A 23,869-nucleotide genomic window follows, 5' to 3' on the forward strand; every position below is an offset into this window, starting at 1 on the left:
AATCTTTGAAGGGTCAGGTGCTTTAGATGGATGGATACAACCTTAAATATGTAATAGTCGATATTCGCATCCTTAATAAATAGACTCCTAAATATCAAAAAAAGCCTCCACCACTGTGGAAGCTGCCATAATATTATGCAAGAAGAAATTGATTGAATAAATGAATGCATTTATCAAAAAACTCCTTGTAGTCAAGCTATTTACGGCAGCTTGGTAGAAACAATCAGGCCTTATTCCTGATCATATACAAGACATGTTGTATATTATACTATAAGTATTATCCATTACAATAGCTCGACAAAAAGCGTAATTAATCTAATAATTGCACCTTTTCAGGGTCTTATAATATATTGATATAATGATAACTTCTAATTATCTTATGTATCACTAAATGGTTTATTCATTTAATATAAATCTGTATAATCATAATCGAGTTTTCTGAAGAAATAAAAAAGAATACGCTTCTATTAATAAGTTTGGATATGTTAAAAGGAAAGGAACCTTCGGATGGATCAAAGACATTTATATATTATTCAACGATTAAATAAATCAGATCTTCCAGTGAGTGGAACTATCTTATCAAATGAATTGAATGTTTCTTCACGATCGATTCGAACATTTATTAAACAAATCAATGAACAACTAAATAAAGACATAGCACAGATTGTATCATTGCCAGGAAGTGGTTATCAACTGAATATTTTTAACTTTATAGACTTCTCTAAGTGGATGGAGGAGGAAAATAGAAAAACTGAACAAGTTTATGAAATCAATAGACAACGATGGATTATGGAATATCTGTGTTATGAATATGATTATTTAAAAATTGATCAGGCATCTCAAGAATTATATGTCAGTCGATCTACCATTTCTCAAGATATTAAAGAGCTTAAATTGATATTGAAATCCTATCATATCACTCTCGAATCCAGACCAAATTATGGAATCTATTTAAGTGGTGAGGAATATAATATTCGCCGTTGTATGCTTCAAGTATTTCCTAATATGGGATTTAGTGAATCATGGAGCCAATTAATAAAAGACATATCGAACACATATAACATTTTACTGCGACCAGAAGCCATCCACTCAATTTTGCAGTATATTCAGATCGCTCAAGCGCGGAATACGAAAGGAAAATGGTTAAAAGAGCTCCCTATAAATATAGAGTTCCTTCAAGAAGAAATAGAAAATCAAATAAGTGATGAACTTAGTAGACATTTAAGCGGAAATGGCCTATCACTCTCAGGACTGGATTCAGCTTTTCTCGCTCTACTGTTTATTAAATACAGAGTAACGAGCATTGAAAACGATCGGTTACCAAAACATGATCATTCACTTTATACCTTAACTGTAGAGATCGTCAGTTGCTTAGAGAAGGAATTTGATTTAGATATTAATCAGGACTGGAGAAATCGCTTTATTCGTCATCTACTCCCTAGTTTAAAACGAGCTAAATACGGAATATCCATTCAAAACGAATTACTTCAGGAGATCAAGAAGCAATATTCACTAGCATTTGATTTAGCATTAAAAGCAATGCTTTTAATTAAAAAGAAATTCGGATTTGACCTTTCAGAAGATGACGGAGGTTATCTTGCTTTGCATTTTCAAGATGCAAAAACGCAACAGCCTTTCAGTAAATTATCAGTTGCAATAGTGTGTGCATCAGGTATTGGTTCTGCACAAATTTTAAAAAGAAAGATTGAAACTATTTTTAATAATGAAATTGAAATAATCGGTGTCTTTGACATGAATGAATTACAGAGCAAAATAAAACAAGCATGTCATTTAATTTTATCAACAATACCTATTCTGGAGGAGATCTGCTATCCTGTAATAACTGTCAACCCTCTCCTACCAGATCAGGATCAAAAGAAAATAAAAGCATTTATTCAACAAAATAATCATTCTTTATTAAGACCTAATTTGTTTTTCCGAAATGTGGAAATTGAATCAGATATTGAATTAATTACTTTTTTAGCACAGTCGATTATTCAGCAAGGTTATGCACCAGATGAATTTTTACCACTAACAATAAAAAGGGAAAAAATCTCTTCTACTGCTTTTGGCGGAATGATTGCATTGCCACATCCCTTTAATCCCTGTGGTTATGAAAATGTAATTGCTATTGCTCTTCTAAAAAAACCGATACTATGGGGCGAAACAAAGGAAAAAGTCCAAGCAGTTTTTCTACTATCATTAAAAAAAGACAATGAACAGGAAATACAAGATTTGTATGACCGTTTACTTCTTATTATGGATCAACCTTCACTGCAAACACAAATAAACAAGCAAGAATCATTTACAGATTTTGTTGAATTTTGGAATAAGCTAAACACTTTCCATACACCTCCTTCCGCTACATAGCGGAAGAATATCAAACTGTAGTTTTCTAAAGCGTTTTCATATAATAAAAGTGTGCTAGAGAAGGGAATGACAGTGGTGAATATAATCTTATGTTGTTCATCTGGAATGTCTACAAGTATTTTATCTAAGCGAACTAAGCTTGCTGCCGATCAACAATCCATATCTTTACATATTGAAGCAGTGGACAGTACATTAGTTGAACGTAAACTTGTACAGGCAGAACTTATTTTATTAGGACCTCATTTAAAATATAAATTAGAGATTCTTCGAAACTTAGCTCCCCTATCTACAAGGATAGAAATGATTGATAAGGCGATATATCAATCATTTGATGGTAATCAACTATTGAAATTTATTTTATCGCTAGATTTAAAAACAAAAAAAGAAATAGAAAAATCAACAAAAGAAGAAAGCGAGGAAAAAGGATGGACGAATCAATCGCCTTTCAAATCATACTTTACGCCGGAAATGCTCGAAGCACTGCGATGGAAGCGTTAGGCTTAGCACGTCAAAAAAACTTTCAATTAGCAAAGGAAAAAATCGAAGAAAGTAATCAGGAATTATTAAAAGCTCATAAATTTCAAACAGAGTTAATTCAATCTGAAGCTCGTGGAGAACTTCAAGGTCAAATTTCAATTCTGCTAATTCATGCTCAGGATCATTTGATGAATGCGATGACAGTAAGAGAATTAGCTAATGAATTAATCGATCTACGACAAGAATTAGAATCAAAGGAGAGTAAATAAAATGAAAAATATTATGTTATGTTGTGCAGCAGGTATGTCTACTAGTCTACTAGTAACAAAGATGGAAAAGGCAGCAAAGGAACAGAATATAGAGGCGAAAATTTGGGCTGTACCCGTGGAAGAAGCAAAAAAAGAGATTAATCAAGCAGATGTTTTATTAATGGGTCCTCAAATTCGTTATCTTTTTTCTGATATGAAAGCGTTAGCAAATCAAAACGGAATAGAGGCAGAAGTGATTAATCCGATGCATTACGGCATGTGTGATGGTGAGTCTGTGCTTAGTCAGGCTTTACAACTAATATCCAATGGTTAATGAGAGGAGGAAACATCGTCACTGGCGGTGGTCGATATGAATAAATTAATGAACTTCTTAGAACGCTATATTACACCATTTGCTGCAAAAGTCGGCAATCAACGTCATTTAATTTCGATTCGTGATGGGATCATTATGGCCATGCCATTAATCATTGTCGGTTCTTTATTTTTAATAATTGCTAATCTACCCATACATGGATACAACGAATTTATGGCACATTTATTTGGATCAAGTTGGCAGGAAAAATTAACTTATCCAGTTGGGGCTACTTTTGATATTTTAGGGCTTGTCATTAGTTTTGGAATTGCATATAGATTAGCTGAAAGATATAAGGTGGAACCAGTTTCAGCAGGGATTATTTCACTAGCTGCATTCGTTCTAACAACACCACATCAAACATTATTTACGAAATCCACTGGAAAAACAGAAATAATTAGTGGTGTGTTACCTATTAATCTATTAGGTAGTCAAGGGATATTTATCGCAATGATTTTCGCCTTATTATCAACAGAAATATATCGAATAATTATTCAAAAGAATATTACTATAAAGATGCCTTCTTCGGTACCTCCTGCAGTTGCTAAATCTTTTTCAGCTCTAGTTCCTGCTTTTACAGTTATTGTTCTAGTATGGATTATTCGGTTAATTGTTGGTATGACACCATGGGAAGATATTCCTAACATGATCTCTACATGGATTGGAATGCCGCTTAAACATCTTGGTGGTAGTCTTGGTGGGACTTTAGTTATAGTCTTTTGTATATCTTTATTATGGATGATTGGGTTGCACGGCGACAATATTGTTGGCGCGGTAATGAGTTCAATATGGTTGGCCCTAATGGATGAGAATCGCATGGCCTTTCAGGATGGGAAGCCCCTTCCCCATGTTATTACCCAACAATTTTTCGATAACTTTCTTAATCTTGGAGGCACAGGAGCAACATTAGCAATTGTTCTCCTTATGCTTATAGTCGCTAAAAGTAAACAAATGAAGCAGCTCGGTAAATTATCTATTGGTGCTAGTGTGTTTAATATTAGTGAACCAACCGTATTTGGAACACCGATTGTTTTGAATCCTTTTTTTATGATTCCATTTATCTTAACACCGCTTGTTCTAACAATCATTAACTATGTGACGATGTCACTCGGTCTTGTTGCAGCTCCAAGTGGTGTCGCAGTACCTTGGACAATGCCAATCGTATTAAGTGGATTTTTAGCTACAGGACATTTATCCGGCGCGATTATTCAAATTATTGATTTATTAGTCGCCATGTTCATTTACTATCCATTCTTCCGTATGTGGGACAAGCAGCGATTACGGGAAGAAACAAAGGCAGAACAAAAAGACAAAGTAAGTGCGTTATCATAATTAAAATTTATAAGGAAGTGGGTTTTTGACCTTGTCATTCTCCCCTTCCCTAATTATCAACATTTTACAAAGGAGAGAATGAAAAATGCTTAAGATTGTAACTATTGGTGGAGGTTCAAGCTATACTCCTGAGCTTATTGAAGGATTTATTAAACGATATGACGAATTACCCGTTACCGATATTTGGTTAGTAGATATTGAGGAAGGTCGCGAAAAACTAGAAATTGTTGGTTCACTTGCAAAACGCATGGTGGAAAAGTCTGGACTTCCTATCAAAATCCATCTATCACTTAATCGACGAGAAGCATTAAAAAATGCCGACTTTGTTACAACACAAATTAGAGTCGGTTTACTGGATGCCCGCATAAAAGATGAAAGAATCCCATTAAAGTATGGTGTAATTGGTCAAGAAACAAATGGTCCTGGTGGTTTATTTAAAGCTTTAAGAACAATACCTGTTATATTAGAGATTTGTAAGGATATGGAGGAACTTTGTCCGAATGCATGGTTAATAAATTTCACTAATCCTGCTGGTATCGTAACTGAAGCGGTTCTACGCCATACCTCAATTAAGAAAGTAATTGGACTTTGTAATCTACCAATTCATACAAAGATTAACATTGCCGAAATGCTGGGTGTTGAAAGAGAACGTGTGCAAGTACAATTTGCAGGCTTAAATCACATGGTTTATGGATTAAATGTATACCTTGACGGCGCAAATGTGACAAAAAAAGTACTAGATATTTTAACTGGGGATACAAAGGGTGCTATTGATATGAATAATATTCCCGATCTTGACTGGGAACCTGAGTTCATACGTGCATTAGGAGTTCTACCTTGTTCGTACCACAGATATTATTATCAAACACAAAAAATGTTAGAAGAAGAATTAGAGGCTTACAAAAAAAATGGCGTCCGTGCGGAGGTAGTAAAACAGCTTGAAGGTGATTTATTCGAGCTTTATAAGGATCCAAATTTGGATATCAAGCCGCCACAACTCGAAAAAAGAGGTGGAGCCTACTATAGTGATGCAGCTTGTAGTTTAATTGACTCAATTTATAATGATCGTGGTGATATACAAACCGTTAACACTCAAAATAATGGCGCTATCGCAGGTATACCTAATGAATCCGCAGTTGAAGTGAATTGCGTTATTACGAAAAATGGCCCAATTCCATTGACTGTAGGTGAATTACCTATTGCGGTCAACGGATTAATTCAACAAATCAAATCCTTTGAAAGAACGACAATCGAGGCTGCTGTTACAGGTGATTATCATAAAGCCCTACTTGCAATGTCCATTAATCCACTCGTTCCATCAGACACAGTAGCAAAACAAATCTTAGATGAAATGCTAGAGGCACATAAAGAATACTTACCACAATTTCAACATTAATTTTGGCATTATTGTTCGAAATGGCCACTTGTTTTGAGGAACCCTCTTTACAAAGTGGTCTTTTTAGCTTGACTTAGATATCAATTAATAGGCGGTTTTTCATTTGCAAAATTCACGTATGGAGACTATTCTATAATATAAATACTTTAGGAATCATAAGATTTTGGAGGATATTATGAAACTGCTACCTGACCATTTAAAAAATAACTTGGACATCTTATTTGTTGGTTTTAATCCAAGTATCCGATCGGCAGAAACAGGACATCATTACGCAAATCCCAATAATCGCTTTTGGAAAATACTATTTGAATCCGGGCTAACTCCATGTAAACTGCGAGCAGAGGACGACTACAAACTACTTGAAATCGGATATGGATTAACAAATATTGTATCAAGACCTACAAAATCAGCTGAAGAGATTACAAAGGAAGAATATCAATACGGTAGAGAACAATTAAAAAGGATTATTCTTAACTATCATCCTAAAATCATATGTTTCGTAGGAAAAGGTGTTTATCAAGAATACAGCAAAAAAAGATCGGTTCACTGGGGTCTCCAGGATGAACCAGTCGTTAAAGGAACATTAGACTTTGTTGCTCCTTCTTCTAGTGGGCTTGTACGAATGAATTTTAATGAAATCACTGAAATTTATAGTGAATTAACAAGACTTTTAGAACAATTCAAATAGAACGTTATCATATAATTAAGTCGTGACCTCTTTTCAATAATCTATTAATATTACGTTAAGTAATTTTCATCAAGAGTGCCTGTTTGAAGTATTATTGGTATGGAATATCACCTTCGTCTGCTGTCCTCCTACTCCTTTTTCTAGCAATTAATAATGGTTTGGCAGTTATCATATATTTTTTACTATGTATTAACTTTCTACCTGTATCGATATCCCCATACTTTGTAATTGCTCAAATTCTTCTTCCCTATTTAAATAATCTCTATTCTTTGAATCTAAACGAATATACTGGTCAGAAGTCACTTCCTTTTTTATTACTGTCCCACCACATATGTTCGCGATATACATAGCTGTTGCTTCATCAATAAAAACATTTGCTACTTCTTCATCTATCGCAAAGGTAAAACTGAAAGAATCCTCATCATTCGGTATTCCAAATATTTCACCTGTAAAAACTAATTTCCCTAATTTTACTATCCATAATTTAAATGTATTATCCAAGTTGTTTCATCTCCTTTATGCCAATTTTACCATATCTAGTGGGTTTCCTTATTTTTAACTAACTTTTTAAAAATATTTTCCACAAATTACCACCTTGGTATAACATCAATATTATAATAGATTAATAGTCCACCGTGAATATTATATAGCATATGAAATATGATTGATGGAATAATAGACTTAGTAACAAACCAAAGAAAAAATGATAATAATGCAAATAGTATAATTAACAATGGTTTGTCCATATGCAAGAGTCCAAAAATAATAGCTTGTAATATAACACAGATCCATAATGGAAATAATCTTGATAAAAAAACAACTGTACAAACTCGTTGAACTAACTCTTCCCATATTGGAAACAAAATTCCTGATGTAAAGATATACAAGATAAATTCATGATTGAACCGGAGTGGAAATCGAATAGGACTATAATAATTATCAAGCAGCCCTTCATTAGGAAGCCAGATTTAAAAAATAAGTGATTTAGATAAAAAAACATCATATATATAAATACAATCCAAAAATATGTAGAGAGTTTTTTTAATATAGAAAAATTCAACACATTCATATATAAATTTCTAATTGGTAAGTAAACAAAACTAATGATTAAAATAAGAACTCCCGATATTATCTTAAAAATATCTGGATACAAATAATGGGAATGATTTAAAATATCCCCTATCGAAAAGATAATATAAATAATAACTAAATATATAAATAATGATCTAGTTTCTATTCTCTCGCCAATCTTATCTATATACTCCATGTCTCACTTCATTCCTTTATACTTATCTAGTCTTCAACACTTTATAAAATTCGACAAAAGGAGATATTTTCCTTCTATAACTTTTAACCACTGTATTATTTTATAAGAATACTAAAATTACTGTGATTTGTTCTATAATGCATCTAACATGGTTTCAACAAATATAGTTCACATAAGTCAGCTGATGAATGGAACTGGAGCATTTATATGAGGTGAAATTTAAAGCTTTCATTCAATTTCAATTTATGTATGTTGAACTGCAATAACACAACTTATGTTTCATCGTCTAAAAATAATTAAATAATAGACGTTCTAATATCCAAAGATAAATAAACAAACACCAATATAACTTAAATAACTATATGACAAACTAATTTGATAAAGTAAAACACTGGAATTTTTTAATAACTAGTTTAAAATAGATAAAAAGTACATAATTTTAGGAGGGTCCTATAATGAAACTTACCGTTTATTTAGCTGGTCAAATACATGATAATTGGCGAGAAAAATTAATTCAAATGGCTGAAGAAAAAGAACTACCATTAGAGTTTGTGTCTCCACAAACAGACCATGATTTATCAGATTCTATCGGGGAAAACATTTTAGGAAACCAGCCTAGTCCACTTTATAAGGACGATGCTGCATCTAGTATTAATAACTTTCGCACACAGGTTCTTATGCAAAAATCGGATGTAGTGATTGCTTTATTTGGTGAAAAGTATAAACAGTGGAACACGGCAATGGATGCTAGTACTGCAATTGCTTTAAATAAACCAACAATTATTGTTCGACCAGAGTCTTTAATCCATCCATTAAAGGAGCTTTCAAATAAAGCTAATGTAACTGTCGAAACAATTGAACAGGCTTTAGAAGTGTTAGCATATATATATGAATAATGTAGGTAACGGATTCGATTTTCATCGGATCCGTTTTTCTTTCTCCACCTAAAATCACAAATCACCAAAACGTCTTATTTTTAATTTTAAACCCCTCTCAACACTCATTAATACCCCGATATGTAATTCCAATTTAAACACCATCAAAAAGCCTGTAAAGACGCTTAAAATCGCTGTAAAAAGTTAATAAACAGCCATTTTTGCTATGAATTATATGTTATAATTAATAGTGTAATAGCTCTTAATAAATCGAATAATTTTATGAACCGAATTGTTTAAATACAAGTAAAGGAGTTGGAATTTTTGTATTTTTTATTTTACCATTATTTTACATTAATGGTAAAATAATTATATTTTTAGACTTTAAAAGGATGAGTATATGAATAATCGTATGAACGAACGTTTCTCTAATGAAAGTATTCCTAAATTATTGCTTTCATTAGCTACTCCTGCAATTGCGGCACAATTAATTAATGCGTTATATAATATTGTTGATCGAATGTTTATTGGAAGAATGCCTGAAACTAGCACTCTAGCATTAACTGGTCTTGGTGTTGTATTTCCGATTACAATGATCATTTCAGCATTTGCAGCACTAGTTGGCTATGGTGGAGCTCCACTTGCTTCAATTAAGTTAGGAGAAGGAAAGCCTAAAAAGGCTGAAGAGCTACTTGGAAGCTGTTTCCTTATGCTTTTACTCCTATCAATTATTTTAACCACCATTTTCTTAATCTTTAAATCACAAATATTAGTATTATTTGGAGCGAGCCCTGATACATTACCTTTCGCCAATTCTTATTTAGGAATATATTTGATTGGAACAATTAGTGTCTTGATCTCATTAGGCTTAAACCAATTCATTGCTGCACAAGGGTTTGCCAAAACCGCAATGATTACTGTGTGTGTCGGTGCAGTCCTTAATACAATCCTTGATCCTCTATTTATATTTGGTATGAACATGGGAGTTAAGGGCGCTGCAATTGCTACAATTATTTCACAAACTATGTCAGCTGTATGGGTCATTTGCTTTCTCACATCGAAACGCAGTTATTTGCGACTTCGATTTAAAAATTTGTTTCTTAGACCAAAAGTAATAACTAGTATTCTCGCATTAGGACTATCTCCTTTCATTATGCAATTTACCGAAGGATTAATTCAGATAATATTCAACACTTCTCTTTCTCGTTTTGGTGGAGATTTATATGTTGGCTCAATCGGGATCATGAGTAGTCTAATGCAACTTTTCTCACTTCCATTATCTAGCTTTGCACAAGGTGCGCAACCGATAATTGGCTATAACTATGGAGCTGGTAACTATTCACGAGTAAAAGCTACGATTAAGTATTGTGTTATCTTTTGCGCCTCTCTAGGCTTACTTATGTGGAGTATTGCTATTTTTCTCCCACAGCTTCCAATAAGAATTTTCACAAACGATATAAACTTAATCAATCTAACGATGCACCTTATGCGAATCTTCTTTTTAGGTACTTGTATTTACGGAATTCAATTAGCATTACAACAGGTATTTATTGCTCTTGGTCAAGCTAAGGTTTCAATATTCATTGCTGTTTTTCGTAAGATGATCTTGCTTATACCACTAGTATTTATCCTTCCAACATTCATTAGTCCAAAAACAGATGCGGTAATTATTGCGGAGCCTATTTCAGACTTTTGTGCTGCACTTACTTGTTGTGTATTGTTTTCGTTAAAGATAAAAAAGCTACTGAAGTAAAAGCAATATATAAAACGATAATAAAAAAATCACAACCATTTTTTTTAAAAAATTGGTTGTGATTATCTCCTTAAAATATTAATGAACCAACAAAAAATAACTAAATCTTTCCCTGGCTAATACTATTATCTAATTATTTTTTTACTCCGTAGAAAAAATAAATAACTTAAACTACTTAAAAAAATTCTTAATTGCTTCTAATCGAATTTTATGACTACAATCATCGCAACAATATTTGCTCTTTCTATTTACCTTAAACCTTTTATAAGCATTGGTTCCCTCATATACTTTAAAGTCCTTTTTACAACTAAAACAATTAACTTCATAATAGTTCATATCATTCTTTGATTACCTCCTTTCAATTAATATTACCTGAATTGCTTTTATTTCTTAACTTAAGTAAATTATCTCAATTTGACACTATAATGTCTCATCGATTTTGGTATTCCCTTTAATTCTAACGTACCGCTATAGACAAGATGTCTAATTCTATATTCTAAAAATATTGGATAAATGGACGGATTGAGATCAAATAGGTGACCGATTAATTCTCCAGTTACTATAAATTCCTTTTGGCCACGCTTCTCATGAAGATCCTTTAATGTGTTTAGAATAAAGGAATCGAAATAATCCTCAGGAACCTCTTTGATTTCTTGTTTAGTATATATTCGTAATACATTTTTCGAATGTAAAAAATTTTCCCATTCTTTCACAAATTGGATTCTATCTTGGATTGACAATATTTGATCGAAAGTATGTTTTTCATAAATGTCTTTCAAATCCTCTGGCGTTAATTGGCTAGAGTACGTTAATTTTTGATTTTTATCTACAGATGTATGCAGTGCATTCATGTTCAATAGATAGATCTTATTGGGTTTATTTTTTAAAAGATGTAGAATGAAACGAAGACAAATTTGTTCATCTGCATTGTCTCCATACCAAAGATAAATCGGAGATTGTTCAGGAATGTCATTAATTTCTCTAATCGAGTTCTTAAATGTAACTTGATATGCATAATCATCGCTTTCAAAGTTAATATGCTCAAACAACCATTCATTCCGATAATTAAATCCAGCTTCTTCATTAATTTTCCACAGTGGTCCGATCGATAATAAACCAGGAAAACCAATAACTCGTTTTGGTTGATCTAAACCTACCCGAATGCAACCTGCTGCCGATTCTGAACAAGCTATATGAATCGGAATTATTTTATCATATAGCATTTTTTTATGCTTATGTATTTGGTTATTAATTTTATCAAGCATAATCAAATAACTCTCCTGCGCTATAAAATAGCTCCTACCCTTAAGAGGATCACTTTCCGTATGAAAAAATGTATCAAATACATCTCCTTCTTTAAGGATATACGTTTCCCATTTGCCACTACTATGTAATTCATCTATCTGTAAATAGCTGTCAGATTCAATTTTATAAACAAATACTATATTTGAATCAACTAAAAAATAAATGTAAGGATGATAATCTTTTGTTTTCAAAATATCCACTTCCTCGTATAGAGTCACAAGATATACTATTCGCTACGAATAAGTATTTTTCCTCTACTTTTGTAGTTTTATCATGAAGAACGAAGCTCTATACGTTAAGCAACTAGATAAATAAAAAAATCCTCTCTAAAAAATAGTTATTCTACTACTTTATAGAAAGGTTTATTTATAGTTTTTTCTTATTATTCTTTAATAAATTCTTTTGTACTTCTTACAGTATCAATTGGTCGAACTAAACTTTCAATTTCTTTTCTTTTTGGTTCAAGAAAAGGTGGTAAAGATAGTTTTTCTCCTAAGGTTTCATAAGGTTCATCACCCATAAAACCTGGTCCATCGGTTGCAAATTCAAATAAAATTTGTGGTGCTACATTTGCATATAAGGATTCAAAGAAATGTCTGTCCACATAGCCAGAAGTTGGGAAACGGAAGGATTGCATTCTTTGAATCCATTCTTCTAGCACGGAACGATCTTCAACACGAAAAGCAGCATGATGTACAGTTCCGAACCCTTGTTGGGCACGCGGAAGGATAACATTGTGCTCTACTATTACTTGCGCACCATTTCCACCTTCTCCGACTTCAAATAAATGAAATGAGCCTTCATGGGCAATCTCTTTAAATAAAAGAACTTTTTCCATTACTTCTTTGAAGTAATCAAATTCAGCAATGCGGACAAAAATTGGTCCTAAACCAGTAATCGCATACTCTAATGGTATCGGTCCTTTTTGCCATGGTGTACCTGAAGCAACCCCTTTATTATTTTCATCAGATATTAACTGATATTGTTGATCATCAAAATCGACAAATGAAAGAGTTTTTTTACCGAATTGCTCAGAGATGCCTGCATGTTTAACTTCTAAACGATCAAATCGCTTCACCCAATATTCCAATGCAGCATCTGTTGGTACACGGAAAGAAGTTTTTGATATTTCATTCGTTCCATGTTTCCCTTTTGGTATTCCAGGAAAATCAAAAAATGTCATATCTGTTCCTGCACTACCTATATCATCTGCAAAGAAAAGATGGTAGGTTTGTATATCATCTTGATTTACAGTTTTCTTAATTAAACGCATCCCTAGTACATAGGTGAAAAATTCATAATTCTTTTCTGCACTACTTGTAATTGCTGTTACATGATGGATTCCTTTTAAATGATTCATGTCTATTTCCTCCCTATTTTCCTCTGTTTCTATAGTAAAATCCCTATTGATTATTCTAGTTTACCCACAAGCTAAAAAAATTATCTTTATTTAACATATCTCGAATTCAAGATAAATATTATCATAAACTCTGTCTTCTGTCAAAAATATGATTTAGACAAAGGAGCATCAAGTAATTAGCTATCCTTTGCCTAGTTTCATATAGTCATTTGCTTCTGTAAATGGGCAATTACTGACTTTTAATATTAAGCGGTTCTTATGAACAGTTTTCAACCGATTTATTAGTTACCACCCTATTTAAAAAGGCAGCAATGTTTGAGAAAAAACTAATATAAAAAATACTAATCATGTGGATTTATGATTGCTAATACTTGATGATCTTCCCAATTTCCATTAATTTTAACATTTTTCTTAGCAATTCCTTCTTTATGAAATCCGCCCTTCTCCAATACTCTAATGGAGGGGATATTATGAGGCATTACTCCCGCTTCAATTCTATGTAATTTTAAATGATTGAACCCATACTCGACGATTAATTTAACAGCTTCTGTTGTATAACCTTTACCATTATGCTTACGATCTAAGAAATATCCGATAAATGCACTTTGAAGTGAACCTCGAAGTACTTGAAAAAGATTGATCGTCCCTATTAATTTCTGATTATCTGTTAAAAATATTCCAAAATAATATTGTTGATCCTCTTTTGCTTCATTTTCTAATTTTTTAATCCATTCTATTTGTCCATCAAGTGTATAGAAATGATTAGAACGTATCATAGAGAACTTTTCAAAAAACTCGCGATTCTCCAATTGTAGGTTTAGAGATGCCTGAGCATCAGTAGATTTTAATGGCTTTAAAAAAATAGATTTGCCCATCAACAAATGAATCACTCCCACGTCTTGGTATAGTAATAACAAAACCCATTCCAACAATGAACAATCTGGAATGGGTTTCCGCTTATTTATTTATTTATTTATTTATTTATTTATTTATTTATTTATTTATTTATTCATAAATGCTTCGATTTCCTCTACAGTTCGGATAATATCCTTCGAAAGAATTTCATTTCCATCCTCTGTCACAAGGACATCATCTTCAATTCGAATTCCAATCGCTTCTTCTTCAATATACAATCCTGGTTCAACCGTTAGAACCATTCCAGGTTGTAGGATTAAATTCTTATAAGTACCTACATCATGAGTGTCTAATCCAAGGAAATGACTAACACCATGATAATAATATTTACTGATTTCACTTTCTTCTTTAATCAGTCCCACTTTTATACATTCTTCTGCAAGAACCTTTTTGGTATGCTCATTTAATTTAGCAAATGCTACACCCGGCTTTATTAATGCAGTCGTTTCCTTAAGTGCTTTTAAAACAATATTATAGTAAGTTTTTTGCTTTTCAGTGAACTTCCCATTAACAGGGAAAGTAAAACTAATATCTGCACTATAGTAACCGTATTGAGCACCTAAATCTAATAATACTAAGCTTGCATCCTCTGTTTTTGAATCATTTTTATCATAATGTAAAATCGTCCCATTTTTCCCACTTGCACAGATTGTTGGGAAGGCATTATCTATAACCCCATTAGACTTTAATATAAAGTCAAAATATGCTTCAAGCTGGTATTCCATCATACCTGGCTTTGCATGTGCCATCATATGTTTAATGCCTTCATATGTAATATCAATTGCCTTTTTAATATTTTCGATTTCCTCTGGCTTTTTAATTACGCGGAGTTCAGAAATTATTGGATAAACATTTTTGATTTGGACATATGGGTAGTTTGCTTGTATTTTGCTCACAAATTGTTGAGCTTTCGTTGTATATGTATCCCATTCTCTTCTTTCAAGATCGAGATATAGATGATTTGACGAATCTGATAATAATGTCTGAGACAAAAATGAGTCAAATTGATCGATATAACGAATGTCAGATATACCTGATACTTCCGTCGCCTCAGTTTCTGAAATTGTCTTCCCTACCCATTTTTCCATAAAAGGATCGGCTTTTTTTATAAAAAGATATTCCTCCACCTTGTTATTCATCTTCTTCGCGAGAAACATAATATTCTGTTCATTGATTCCTGTTAAGTAATAAAAATGACGATTAGGAACAAATTTATAGGCCTCATCTGCTGATTTCTGTGGTGCAGATCCGGCAAATAAAATAAGTAAGGATTGATCTTCTAGATGATCATATAAATGTTGACGGTTTTGGACAAAAAAACTACTATTCATTGAATTTCCTCTCTTCCAACCAACTTTAATTTTTGTATTCTCTAATTATATCATAATTTCTGACATTTCAAGAGAACAGTAAATTCCATGACCACACGTTTTCAAATCTTCTCATACTAGCTCAATTTCATTTGTACGCCCTTGATACCATTTATATACCATCCTAGCTATATCTGCAGGGACATCGCAAATTTCATTATGATGAACTGGCTTTGCCCGATTAACAGTTGTAATAGATGCCAGACCAAAATATTTTTGAAAAAAGCTATATTTTACTTGTATTTCAATGATTTTATTTCTTTTTGAAATAAATAAAGAAGTATGAAAACTCCCCTTCTTTAATTGAATAAACTGTTCATTTAGTGTGTATTGTGTATGATAAAAGTCAAGAACTCTTAAGGTATATATCCATATTAAGAGAATAAATGAGAGTACCCACCAAATTTGTTCTAAGCCTAATAAAGTTGGTTTAAAATAATACAATGCGAATGTGACCGCCAACCAAAACCAACTAGGTCGTAGCAAACGAACACATAAGGATCGTTTTGGTAAGCCTTTCATTTCCTTCGTTATTTCATAGGAAGGCAGTATTTCCGTAATAATATCATACGCTCGACTAACCGATAAAAACGGAAAAAGTGAATTAACTTCATGCTTATCATCTTCAATATTTGTATTTCCTGCACTAATCAATCGTACCTCTGCAAGTCCAAGAATACGTTTCAATAGGGATTGATTTATTTCAACTGCTTGGACTCTACTCTTTGTAATGGTAAATATCGTTTCCTCTAAGTATCCTTTTTTAATATAAATTTGATTGTCATCTGATGAGATTTCATAATTGCCAAATTGAATAGTAGTTTTAACAATTCCGAAGATAAATGACAAAATTATAAGGATAATAATTACCAGGCCTAGTACCCATCTTGAATGGAGAATCAATGAAAGCACACCTTTTGCTTGAGCTTCCACATGAAAAATATCATCAATATTTGAATAAATCGAAATAACAAGTGGAATAAGCAAAAGAAAACTAAATGAAGTGAGTGAGGCTTTTAATATATCTTTCTTCGTCGAACGAAAATGAATATGTTTTCCCTCATGACTGTCATTTTCTACATTAGAAGAGGTTAATGGCTTTATCTCAATTATTTCTTCTTTTCCTGATGCTACTTGATTTTTGATGTAATTTTCTATTTGATCTGCCTTAACCGGTGAAATCACTTTGAATTCAACAGTGCTATCATCGCCCGACATCCCCGTCTCAAAACGTATGGATGTTACTTGGAAGATCTTGTGTAAAAACGAAGTTCTTCGATTAATATTTTGAATCTTTGTAAACGGTATTGTTTGAACTGTTTTAAGGAAAATCCCTTTAGAGATATAAAAGGATGTTTCTTCAAGTTTATATTTATGTGTATACCACTTTAGTAAGATATAAACGATGGAATATCCAAACAAAATAATAAACGCAATTCTCCCATACTTAAAAAATGGAGAAACAGACCCATACTTTATAACAAATAAAAAGATAAAAAAGAAAAAACAATTCTTTATGAGGTGAAATAGATCAAAAATAATAATAAGTGGATGATATCGTTTAGGCGTATTCATGATTCCACTTCCTTTATTTTTGCGAAATATGCTATTTGGTTTCTTAACTCAATCGCTTTCTCTTTAGGCAAGGCAGGTATTGAATGTGAAGACCCCATTGTATCAATTGATATAGAGTAAAAATCATATTTTCTTAATAGTGGTCCTTGACTAGTAGAGATTGATTGTATTTTTGTCATTGGAATAATTTGATGTTTTTCGTTGATTGCTCCAAACTTCAATTGTAAAAACTCTGCATTCGCCTCATATCGCCAATTTTTATATAATAAGAAAGGCTCAATAAAAATAGACCAAATCGAAAAGAATAGTGAAATAATCATTATGATAAATAGTAAATACCCAATCCACTCTTTCCATGAAAATAAATGGTCTAGATAAAATAAAACACCTAGTATGAACCACCCACATAGATTCGCAATAACTTCTCTAATAATCCAAATTTTTATTATAGCTTTTGATAATTTTCCATGTGGGGTATCTATATTAGTATACATTCCATCACTCCTGTTTAATCTTGGTTGTTGTTTATTGTGTTTAAACCTTTCATCCTCCTAAAATATAACAGGTGATTTTATCCTTTTCAATGAAACTCGGTTATTTTTCTTTTGATATACTCTCAATTGTTATGTTACTTATTAGAGGCATTAATCTATTTCTACTTTCTATTTCACAAAAAAACGTAAAAATCCTAATCTAGATTTTTACGTTTAATTATCTATTTTATAACTCAATCCAATACCTTTTCACAATATTGCCATTCGGTTCAATAAAATCTGTATCCGGAATTCCACCATTATTTATGATCGTTTTTTCTGAACCTATATTCGATTGATCACAAACTACTAGAGCCTTTCGAATCCCTAATACTTTTGCCTTTTCTAAGGCAAGAGCTAATAGTTTAGTTGCATACCCTTTTCTTCTTTCCGTTGGTCTAATCCCATAACCGATATGCCCACCATTTTTCATTAATGCCTCTGTTAATCCATGGCGAATATTAACAGCTCCAAGCACCTTTTTATCTTTATTAACTAACCAAAAGGTGGAATCAGGGACCCATTGTTCCGGAAGGTTTTCCCCTTTTTCGGCATCAGTTAGAGATTGTAGCATCCCAATAAAATTTGATGGATCCTTACTAATCACCCATGGTACCATTTCTTCTCCACTTTCTTTCCATTCTTGATAAAATGATAAATATTGAGTTTTTAATTCAATAGTTGGTAAAATTAAGTATACATCTAACATCGAATATTCTCCTTCTTTCATTCAGTAGATTCTAGAATATATTTACTTCCCATTCATTCAGGACGAAATCAGTAAGAGCACCAGCTTCAATATAACTACGCACTAATTTCCAATCGTCATTTATTTCCCGTCTAAATGTTTGAAAGAATAAATTTCCATTATCTAACCGTTCTCCATTAATAATCAATGCCGCAAAAATTATTGCTAATACTTCTCTTTTATTTAACTGAATAATAGATAACTTGTTTAATTCCCACTCCGCTCCATTCTCAACGACAAAGTGAAAACCTTGTTCCCAGCCTTCAATCGATTCATTAAATCCAAAATCAATAATTTCTTTTCCTGATATTTCCCGAGCTTGATAATCTTCGGATATCAATTCTTTTAATTCCTGTAGCGATGACTTGCCCCAGATCGCCAAATATTTGTTTAAGAAACGGTGAAAAGTAGAGTCCATAATATTACCTCCAAATACTCACATAATTTATAGAAAGTAATTTAGCGATACCTTGGTACTGATCTAGATAAATTTTTCATTTGCACTAAATCGCCAAGATGTGAAATATCGTTCATACAGATTACTGTTCTTTTATTAGTCTCTATATTTAAATAAAGTCTAGTTATCCCACAATTGAACATTCTAAAATAATAGTTTGCGTCTTCAGGTATTTGTAATAAATGTTTTAATAGCTCTGTTCCAGATTTTCCATGTATGACTACTACTAGTTTTTTTAATCGTTTTGAGGCTGCAACTTTGGTAATTTGATCGGCTATATAACCGATTCTCCTATATAAGTCTGACCTGCTTTCATGATTCCAATGTCTAGCCCAACCATCTTCATCAATTTCCGAAGGTAACCAAATCAAAGGGTATTGATTTTCTATAAAAGAACGACTTAATCCATTTTCTTCCCATCCGTGGCCATGTTCAGATAGATGAACAAACGCCCTTGCTAAAGCTTGGGTTTTACTAGAAAGTATTTGTGCTGTTTCTAATGCTCGTTGCATATGGCTACACCAAATCTCATCAACCTGTTCATTCAGTAAAACTTCTCCCACTAATCGCACTTGTTCTTTACCAATAATAGATAGTTCACTATCCCATGATGTGACAGCTTTAATATTATGAAGGGATTCACCATGTCTAACTAAGATCAATTCCATTTAATTCACACCCCTATCATTTTTATAAAATTACTTTTCCTAATTGCAACTCAAACAATCGTTAATGTATTAATTATTCTACATTATTAAATTACTTCCTTTTTGAATATGGAAATATTGAAAAAAATAGGGATTCTCTCCAATTTAAGAAATAGTTCATGTTAAAATTTATGAATGATAAGAGAACAGTCTATTAATGTAATAAAGAGACAATAATGAGGAATGGACGATGGAAATGATGTAGATTGCGATAGGTCTAATTGGTGCTGCCTATTTTATAGGGGAAGGCTTAAACAACTTTAAAAATACCATTGTGAAGGGATTACTAGAAAGACTTGATGAAAATGACGAACATGGGCTACTTAATGAAAAAGATGTTCACTATTTTATCGGTATTTCAAAAGAAAATGCTCTAGCTTTACTTAAAGAACATCGATCTATCCCACATATATAAGGTGATTTTCGTATTATTGTTGCATTTGTATAAGCCCTCCTGCCGGCTTTTACACCTAAAATCAGGGTACAGCTTTCTTACGAAGCGATCAGCTTTTTCTCTGTTAAATGAAAGGACTTATTGATTCTCAACCTATTTTTATAAAGTTAAAACATTACCTAAACAGCAACAATGTTTGAGAAAAAGCTTATACAATTAACGGAAACATATATTATCCAAAAAACAAACTTCGTAAGTGGCTAATGAATATTAGCGAATTATATAATTGTACAGACTAAGCCAGTTCTGAGGACAAGGATGGTAAGGTATGAACTTTTTACCATCCTACAAATTTGTTATTAGCAAAGAGTTATTAGTCATTTATGTTAACTATCCAAATCATGTGGTCTGTTCCATTTCCCCAGTAATTCCGCAAGACATATTGAGGAATTCCAAATTTTTTCTTCCAAACCTTTTGCGCATTTGAATACCCACTATCCAAGCAAATTTTTTCTTTTCCACTTCGTTTGAGAGTTAGAACCATATTTTTTAAGAGTTTAGTTCCTATACCTTGCCTTTGATATTCAGGAAGGACAAATACTGTTCCAATTTCAACAAAATCCTTTAGCTCTCCATTTGTACATGCATTTATTAAGCTACTAGAAGGGCCATATTCGATAGATCCAATAATACAATCTTTACTTTCATCAATGGCAATTAAAAAATATCGATTTTCACCATTACTTTCAAGATCACTTTTTAAGTAATTTTTCTTACTTTCGATTTCACTTTTTATCTCTTCATGAAGATGAGATAACCCTTCTTTGGAAAAAGTATCGACAATGACGGTTTTAAAAAATTCATTGAGTTCTTCACTATCAGAAATAGTTGGTCTTCTTATATAAATATTATTATGTAAAGTCATACCTACCTCCACTAATGTTTTTCCAATTTAATTTATACTGTTCCATACAAAAATTCTTTCTCTAACCAATCACTCTTACGAATCTGATAATGATAATAAGATTGATTTTTGATTTCAATCCTATCAACTTGTTTAAAGCCACATTTTTGAATAACCCGATTAGATCCAATATTAAGGCGACTGCATTCAGTATCTCAACATTCGTATTCTTGAACAAAAAGTTTATTAAACCTCTGGCAGCTTCCGTTGTATATCCCTTATTCCGAAAATGTTTGGATATAGCATAGACAATCTCTCGATTAGGTGGAGGGAGCTCTTCCTTGAGTCCAGTTATACAAAAACCTATCAACTGATCAGTCTCCTTCAATATGATTCCAAGTCTCAAATATGTTTGATCATCAATAGCAGGAATTGCTTTCAAAAATGATTGATTTGCCGGAATTTCATAGTTTATAAGCCAATCTAAACGCTGCTCTCTAGTTGTTCTGAAATCAGGTAAAAATGTATAAACTTCAGGTTGTGATGTAATTTCAACTATCGCATCAACGTCATCAATTGTATATTCACGTAGCAATATTTCACCACAGTCAATTGTTAATAACTTTTTCACTTTAATTTTTCTCCTATAGTTTTTTATCTCTTTTGGATTCTATCCCTATGAAGAAAGTTCCTGCTAAACTATTCAATTTCATGTCCATTATTTTCTGTTCAAAGTTTTTTATTTCATTCGTTAACTTTTTTCTTATTTAGTTAACAAAGCTTGGAATCTTGCATCTTTATGATAAAATATACTCAAAGTTGATGAATGGGAATTTTCTGATAATTACAGAGAAGCTATTTATATGAAAAATGAGAATTAGTAAACCCATACTTTAATAAGAATACAACTAAACTATTATATATTTTACTTTCATGCAATGGATCTAATGATTTAAATGATATGTGTAATCATAAATAAAAAACTCTATCTCAATACATGAAGGAGCTATAATTATGATAAAACCAGAAATCATTTTAAATGTCTTCTCTTCACTGGACGGAAGAATTACTACTGCACCCGATAGAAACGTAACAGAATGGACAGCGGTTGGTATAGATGGTGATGCACATGAAGTAACTAACCAACTGTATGATGAGTTAGAATGTGATGGGTTGATATCAGGCAGTGAAACACTAATGGTATATGGGAAGCATTGGATTGAACCTACGCAACCACTATATGAACCAAAGAATTCAAAAGCATATATCGTATTTGATGGGCAAGGTAGAATTAATTGGTATCAAACAGAGGGTCTAATCGTCGTTACTAAAGAGAATGTAGCAGATGAATACATCCAACAATTAGACAAGAAAGGCATCACCTATATAAAAGCAGGCAATGGTAAATATGTCGATATTGAGCTTGCTTTACAAATCTTATATAATATGGGTTTTCGAAAGCTTGGACTTAGTGGTGGAGGAACTTTTAATGGAGCATTTTTACGTCAAGGTTTAATAGATGAAATCAGTTTAGTGATTGCTCCATTAGCAATTGGTGGAAAACATACACCAACCTTATTCGATTGTGAAGATCTTCAGAGATTGGATGATGTCACTAAATTAGAATTACAGAACATGAAGCCTATTGGAAAAGGATCAGTTTGGCTTCATTATAAGGTTCGATAAATCTAGTATAGGTTTGTTCCTTTCACGTAAGATTAATATACAATTTGTATCATACGTTTACAAAGCCTACTAAGAAGGCGGATTTCTTATAGGAAAAACTCGCCTTCCTTCCTTTTTTCTCTATATTAACTCCTTATTAATTTGATTAACATTTTTTCTTATTTCTAGTTTGTACATATTTTTGTGTCAAAATCCCCGCATTAAATACAGATAATATCATAATAAAGAAAAAGAGTACTCGAGTAAATAACGACTCATTATTACCTACAAAATCTATATGTGAAAAGTTAAAATATATAAAGCCAATAGCAGTACATAAGGATAAAACAAATTGTCCTTTGATTGACTTTATCATCGAACCCCTCCGTTTCGTTTTTCAATAAAATAACAAATTTAACGATCATTGATAAGTTTCATAAACCCTATCAACGATTAGTGTATCCTATACAATACTTAAAGTGGACCAGCTTCAAATCCAATCGGCCAGCCATCCTCTTTAAATTTCACTTTATATTGAAACGCATATGGATAATCTCCATATACAAAATGAATTGAAAAACCTAATAGAATGGAATCGTCAAAATTTACAATTCTACCAATGGTTATAGTTGATAAGTCATAATTGTCAATCTCTTGGGAAGGAATAAACTTCTTTAAATACACTAATGCTTTTTCAAGATGAATGCCTATTTGTTTAAATAGTCTATCTGCTAAAGATAGAAGTTCTTCGACTGGAGCTTCATTACTTCCATGGATGATAATCTCAACATCTTCCCATTCTCCGATATCCACGCTACAAAACCATTCTTTAAGTATCCACTCTTTCTCAACAATTGAAATGATATTCGATCTCTTCTTATATTCTCCTTCATTGACAAGCTCTTTAGAAAGGATCAGTTTTTCTTCTAATCTTTCTTTCATATTGTTTATTGTATATTTTGATAGATCCATATTTATAACACTCCAAACATTCATCATAAGAAAATTTCAATGCAATTTCCGACAACATTCTTCCAAATTACTTCCATTTTATTATATAGATTGATACTCCTTTTCTCCAGTATCAATTCAATTTTCTAGAAAAAAGTGCATTCCTACAACAGAAATACACTCTAATCTTTAATTTATTTTATACC

Annotated in this window: 23 protein-coding genes, 1 pseudogene and 1 riboswitch; of the genes and pseudogenes, 10 read left to right on the forward strand and 14 right to left on the reverse strand. The window is 32.2% G+C overall.

Annotated elements, in window-relative coordinates; translation table 11 throughout:
* Window positions 1-168: 168 nt before the first annotated feature.
* Window positions 169-270: riboswitch (purine riboswitch) on the reverse strand.
* Between the two features lie 237 nt (window positions 271-507).
* The 7 genes from MHI39_RS13975 to MHI39_RS14005 all read left to right on the forward strand — a co-directional run bounded on the left by MHI39_RS13975 (window position 508) and on the right by MHI39_RS14005 (window position 6,884).
* The gene (locus MHI39_RS13975; protein WP_342539436.1) at window positions 508-2,370 is read left to right on the forward strand and encodes a BglG family transcription antiterminator; all 1,863 of its coding nucleotides are present in this window, start codon (window positions 508-510) and stop codon (window positions 2,368-2,370) included.
* 72 nt (window positions 2,371-2,442) lie between these two features.
* Window positions 2,443-2,868: a hypothetical protein gene (locus tag MHI39_RS13980; protein ID WP_180211833.1), complete on the forward strand. Its 426-nt coding sequence runs from the start codon at window positions 2,443-2,445 to the stop codon at window positions 2,866-2,868.
* A complete protein-coding gene (locus MHI39_RS13985; protein WP_058005398.1) occupies window positions 2,796-3,116 on the forward strand; it encodes a PTS lactose/cellobiose transporter subunit IIA in 321 nt (106 codons plus the stop codon). The genes MHI39_RS13980 and MHI39_RS13985 overlap by 73 nt, the downstream gene beginning before the upstream one ends.
* A 1-nt stretch (window position 3,117) precedes the next feature.
* Window positions 3,118-3,429 (forward strand): PTS sugar transporter subunit IIB, encoded by a 312-nt coding sequence (locus tag MHI39_RS13990; protein WP_058005399.1) that lies wholly within the window; start codon window positions 3,118-3,120, stop codon window positions 3,427-3,429.
* Window positions 3,430-3,465: 36 nt separating this feature from the next.
* Entirely contained in the window at window positions 3,466-4,800 is a 1,335-nt protein-coding gene (gene celB / locus MHI39_RS13995; RefSeq protein WP_058005400.1) for a PTS cellobiose transporter subunit IIC, read from the forward strand.
* 85 nt (window positions 4,801-4,885) lie between these two features.
* Window positions 4,886-6,196: a 6-phospho-beta-glucosidase gene (locus tag MHI39_RS14000; protein WP_058005401.1), complete on the forward strand. Its 1,311-nt coding sequence runs from the start codon at window positions 4,886-4,888 to the stop codon at window positions 6,194-6,196.
* Between the two features lie 175 nt (window positions 6,197-6,371).
* Window positions 6,372-6,884, forward strand: a complete 513-nt coding sequence (locus tag MHI39_RS14005) for a mismatch-specific DNA-glycosylase (RefSeq protein ID WP_071975802.1) — start codon at window positions 6,372-6,374, stop codon at window positions 6,882-6,884.
* 189 nt (window positions 6,885-7,073) lie between these two features.
* Here the strand turns inward: MHI39_RS14005 and MHI39_RS14010 are convergent, their stop codons facing one another.
* Window positions 7,074-7,385 (reverse strand): hypothetical protein, encoded by a 312-nt coding sequence (locus tag MHI39_RS14010; RefSeq protein WP_058005403.1) that lies wholly within the window; start codon window positions 7,383-7,385, stop codon window positions 7,074-7,076.
* Window positions 7,386-8,606: 1,221 nt separating this feature from the next.
* On the opposite strand from MHI39_RS14010, the gene MHI39_RS14015 reads away from it, so the two are divergent.
* Together MHI39_RS14015 and MHI39_RS14020 are read left to right on the forward strand one after the other, a co-directional pair.
* Complete coding sequence (locus MHI39_RS14015) at window positions 8,607-9,047, forward strand: YtoQ family protein (RefSeq protein ID WP_058005405.1); 441 nt, start codon at window positions 8,607-8,609, stop codon at window positions 9,045-9,047.
* Between the two features lie 379 nt (window positions 9,048-9,426).
* On the forward strand, window positions 9,427-10,779 hold the full coding sequence (locus MHI39_RS14020; protein ID WP_259545478.1) for an MATE family efflux transporter: 1,353 nt from the start codon (window positions 9,427-9,429) through the stop codon (window positions 10,777-10,779).
* A gap of 171 nt (window positions 10,780-10,950) precedes the next feature.
* On the opposite strand, the gene MHI39_RS14025 is transcribed toward MHI39_RS14020, so the two are convergent.
* From MHI39_RS14025 to MHI39_RS14080, 12 genes and pseudogenes are all read right to left on the reverse strand, one after another.
* Window positions 10,951-11,115 (reverse strand): DUF2197 domain-containing protein, encoded by a 165-nt coding sequence (locus MHI39_RS14025; RefSeq protein ID WP_342539444.1) that lies wholly within the window; start codon window positions 11,113-11,115, stop codon window positions 10,951-10,953.
* A 68-nt stretch (window positions 11,116-11,183) separates the two neighbouring features.
* A complete protein-coding gene (locus MHI39_RS14030; protein ID WP_259545479.1) occupies window positions 11,184-12,275 on the reverse strand; it encodes a DUF1835 domain-containing protein in 1,092 nt (363 codons plus the stop codon).
* Between the two features lie 191 nt (window positions 12,276-12,466).
* On the reverse strand, window positions 12,467-13,444 hold the full coding sequence (locus MHI39_RS14035; protein WP_216383685.1) for a ring-cleaving dioxygenase: 978 nt from the start codon (window positions 13,442-13,444) through the stop codon (window positions 12,467-12,469).
* Between the two features lie 341 nt (window positions 13,445-13,785).
* Window positions 13,786-14,325 (reverse strand): GNAT family protein, encoded by a 540-nt coding sequence (locus MHI39_RS14040; protein WP_342539445.1) that lies wholly within the window; start codon window positions 14,323-14,325, stop codon window positions 13,786-13,788.
* A 120-nt stretch (window positions 14,326-14,445) separates the two neighbouring features.
* Window positions 14,446-15,690 (reverse strand): aminopeptidase P family protein, encoded by a 1,245-nt coding sequence (locus MHI39_RS14045; protein ID WP_342539447.1) that lies wholly within the window; start codon window positions 15,688-15,690, stop codon window positions 14,446-14,448.
* Between the two features lie 111 nt (window positions 15,691-15,801).
* Entirely contained in the window at window positions 15,802-17,304 is a 1,503-nt protein-coding gene (locus MHI39_RS14050; protein ID WP_216383679.1) for a PH domain-containing protein, read from the reverse strand.
* A complete protein-coding gene (locus tag MHI39_RS14055) occupies window positions 17,301-17,798 on the reverse strand; it encodes a PH domain-containing protein (protein ID WP_342539450.1) in 498 nt (165 codons plus the stop codon). The genes MHI39_RS14050 and MHI39_RS14055 overlap by 4 nt, the downstream gene beginning before the upstream one ends.
* 226 nt (window positions 17,799-18,024) lie before the next feature.
* On the reverse strand, window positions 18,025-18,546 hold the full coding sequence (locus tag MHI39_RS14060; RefSeq protein WP_342539452.1) for a GNAT family N-acetyltransferase: 522 nt from the start codon (window positions 18,544-18,546) through the stop codon (window positions 18,025-18,027).
* A 31-nt stretch (window positions 18,547-18,577) separates the two neighbouring features.
* Window positions 18,578-19,003 carry a hypothetical protein gene (locus MHI39_RS14065; RefSeq protein ID WP_058005413.1) on the reverse strand — a complete coding sequence of 142 codons (426 nt, stop codon included), beginning with the start codon at window positions 19,001-19,003 and terminating at the stop codon, window positions 18,578-18,580.
* Between the two features lie 41 nt (window positions 19,004-19,044).
* Window positions 19,045-19,710, reverse strand: a complete 666-nt coding sequence (locus MHI39_RS14070) for a histidine phosphatase family protein (RefSeq protein WP_342539454.1) — start codon at window positions 19,708-19,710, stop codon at window positions 19,045-19,047.
* 806 nt (window positions 19,711-20,516) lie between these two features.
* A complete protein-coding gene (locus tag MHI39_RS14075; RefSeq protein ID WP_058005415.1) occupies window positions 20,517-21,068 on the reverse strand; it encodes a GNAT family N-acetyltransferase in 552 nt (183 codons plus the stop codon).
* Between the two features lie 32 nt (window positions 21,069-21,100).
* Window positions 21,101-21,678 (reverse strand): annotated as a pseudogene (locus tag MHI39_RS14080) (GNAT family N-acetyltransferase).
* A 383-nt stretch (window positions 21,679-22,061) separates the two neighbouring features.
* Here MHI39_RS14080 and MHI39_RS14085 point away from each other — a divergent pair.
* Entirely contained in the window at window positions 22,062-22,733 is a 672-nt protein-coding gene (locus MHI39_RS14085) for a RibD family protein (protein ID WP_180211822.1), read from the forward strand.
* Window positions 22,734-23,186: 453 nt separating this feature from the next.
* Here the strand turns inward: MHI39_RS14085 and MHI39_RS14090 are convergent, their stop codons facing one another.
* Window positions 23,187-23,684 carry a hypothetical protein gene (locus tag MHI39_RS14090; protein ID WP_235849887.1) on the reverse strand — a complete coding sequence of 166 codons (498 nt, stop codon included), beginning with the start codon at window positions 23,682-23,684 and terminating at the stop codon, window positions 23,187-23,189.
* Window positions 23,685-23,869 lie beyond the last annotated feature (185 nt).

The organism is Heyndrickxia sp. FSL K6-6286, assembly GCF_038630395.1.
GTDB lineage: Bacteria > Bacillota > Bacilli > Bacillales > Bacillaceae_C > Heyndrickxia > Heyndrickxia oleronia.

Coding starts and splice junctions, on each gene's coding strand:
- MHI39_RS13975 (WP_342539436.1), top strand. CDS start 508: ATGGATCAAAGACATTTATATATTATTCAACGATTAAATAAATCAGAT.
- MHI39_RS13985 (WP_058005398.1), top strand. CDS start 2,796: ATGGACGAATCAATCGCCTTTCAAATCATACTTTACGCCGGAAATGCT.
- MHI39_RS13990 (WP_058005399.1), top strand. CDS start 3,118: ATGAAAAATATTATGTTATGTTGTGCAGCAGGTATGTCTACTAGTCTA.
- celB (WP_058005400.1), top strand. CDS start 3,466: ATGAATAAATTAATGAACTTCTTAGAACGCTATATTACACCATTTGCT.
- MHI39_RS14000 (WP_058005401.1), top strand. CDS start 4,886: ATGCTTAAGATTGTAACTATTGGTGGAGGTTCAAGCTATACTCCTGAG.
- MHI39_RS14005 (WP_071975802.1), top strand. CDS start 6,372: ATGAAACTGCTACCTGACCATTTAAAAAATAACTTGGACATCTTATTT.
- MHI39_RS14015 (WP_058005405.1), top strand. CDS start 8,607: ATGAAACTTACCGTTTATTTAGCTGGTCAAATACATGATAATTGGCGA.
- MHI39_RS14020 (WP_259545478.1), top strand. CDS start 9,427: ATGAATAATCGTATGAACGAACGTTTCTCTAATGAAAGTATTCCTAAA.
- MHI39_RS14025 (WP_342539444.1), bottom strand. CDS start 11,115: ATGAACTATTATGAAGTTAATTGTTTTAGTTGTAAAAAGGACTTTAAA.
- MHI39_RS14035 (WP_216383685.1), bottom strand. CDS start 13,444: ATGAATCATTTAAAAGGAATCCATCATGTAACAGCAATTACAAGTAGT.
- MHI39_RS14045 (WP_342539447.1), bottom strand. CDS start 15,690: ATGAATAGTAGTTTTTTTGTCCAAAACCGTCAACATTTATATGATCAT.
- MHI39_RS14050 (WP_216383679.1), bottom strand. CDS start 17,304: ATGAATACGCCTAAACGATATCATCCACTTATTATTATTTTTGATCTA.
- MHI39_RS14055 (WP_342539450.1), bottom strand. CDS start 17,798: ATGTATACTAATATAGATACCCCACATGGAAAATTATCAAAAGCTATA.
- MHI39_RS14060 (WP_342539452.1), bottom strand. CDS start 18,546: ATGTTAGATGTATACTTAATTTTACCAACTATTGAATTAAAAACTCAA.
- MHI39_RS14065 (WP_058005413.1), bottom strand. CDS start 19,003: ATGGACTCTACTTTTCACCGTTTCTTAAACAAATATTTGGCGATCTGG.
- MHI39_RS14070 (WP_342539454.1), bottom strand. CDS start 19,710: ATGGAATTGATCTTAGTTAGACATGGTGAATCCCTTCATAATATTAAA.
- MHI39_RS14075 (WP_058005415.1), bottom strand. CDS start 21,068: ATGACTTTACATAATAATATTTATATAAGAAGACCAACTATTTCTGAT.
- MHI39_RS14085 (WP_180211822.1), top strand. CDS start 22,062: ATGATAAAACCAGAAATCATTTTAAATGTCTTCTCTTCACTGGACGGA.
- MHI39_RS14090 (WP_235849887.1), bottom strand. CDS start 23,684: ATGGATCTATCAAAATATACAATAAACAATATGAAAGAAAGATTAGAA.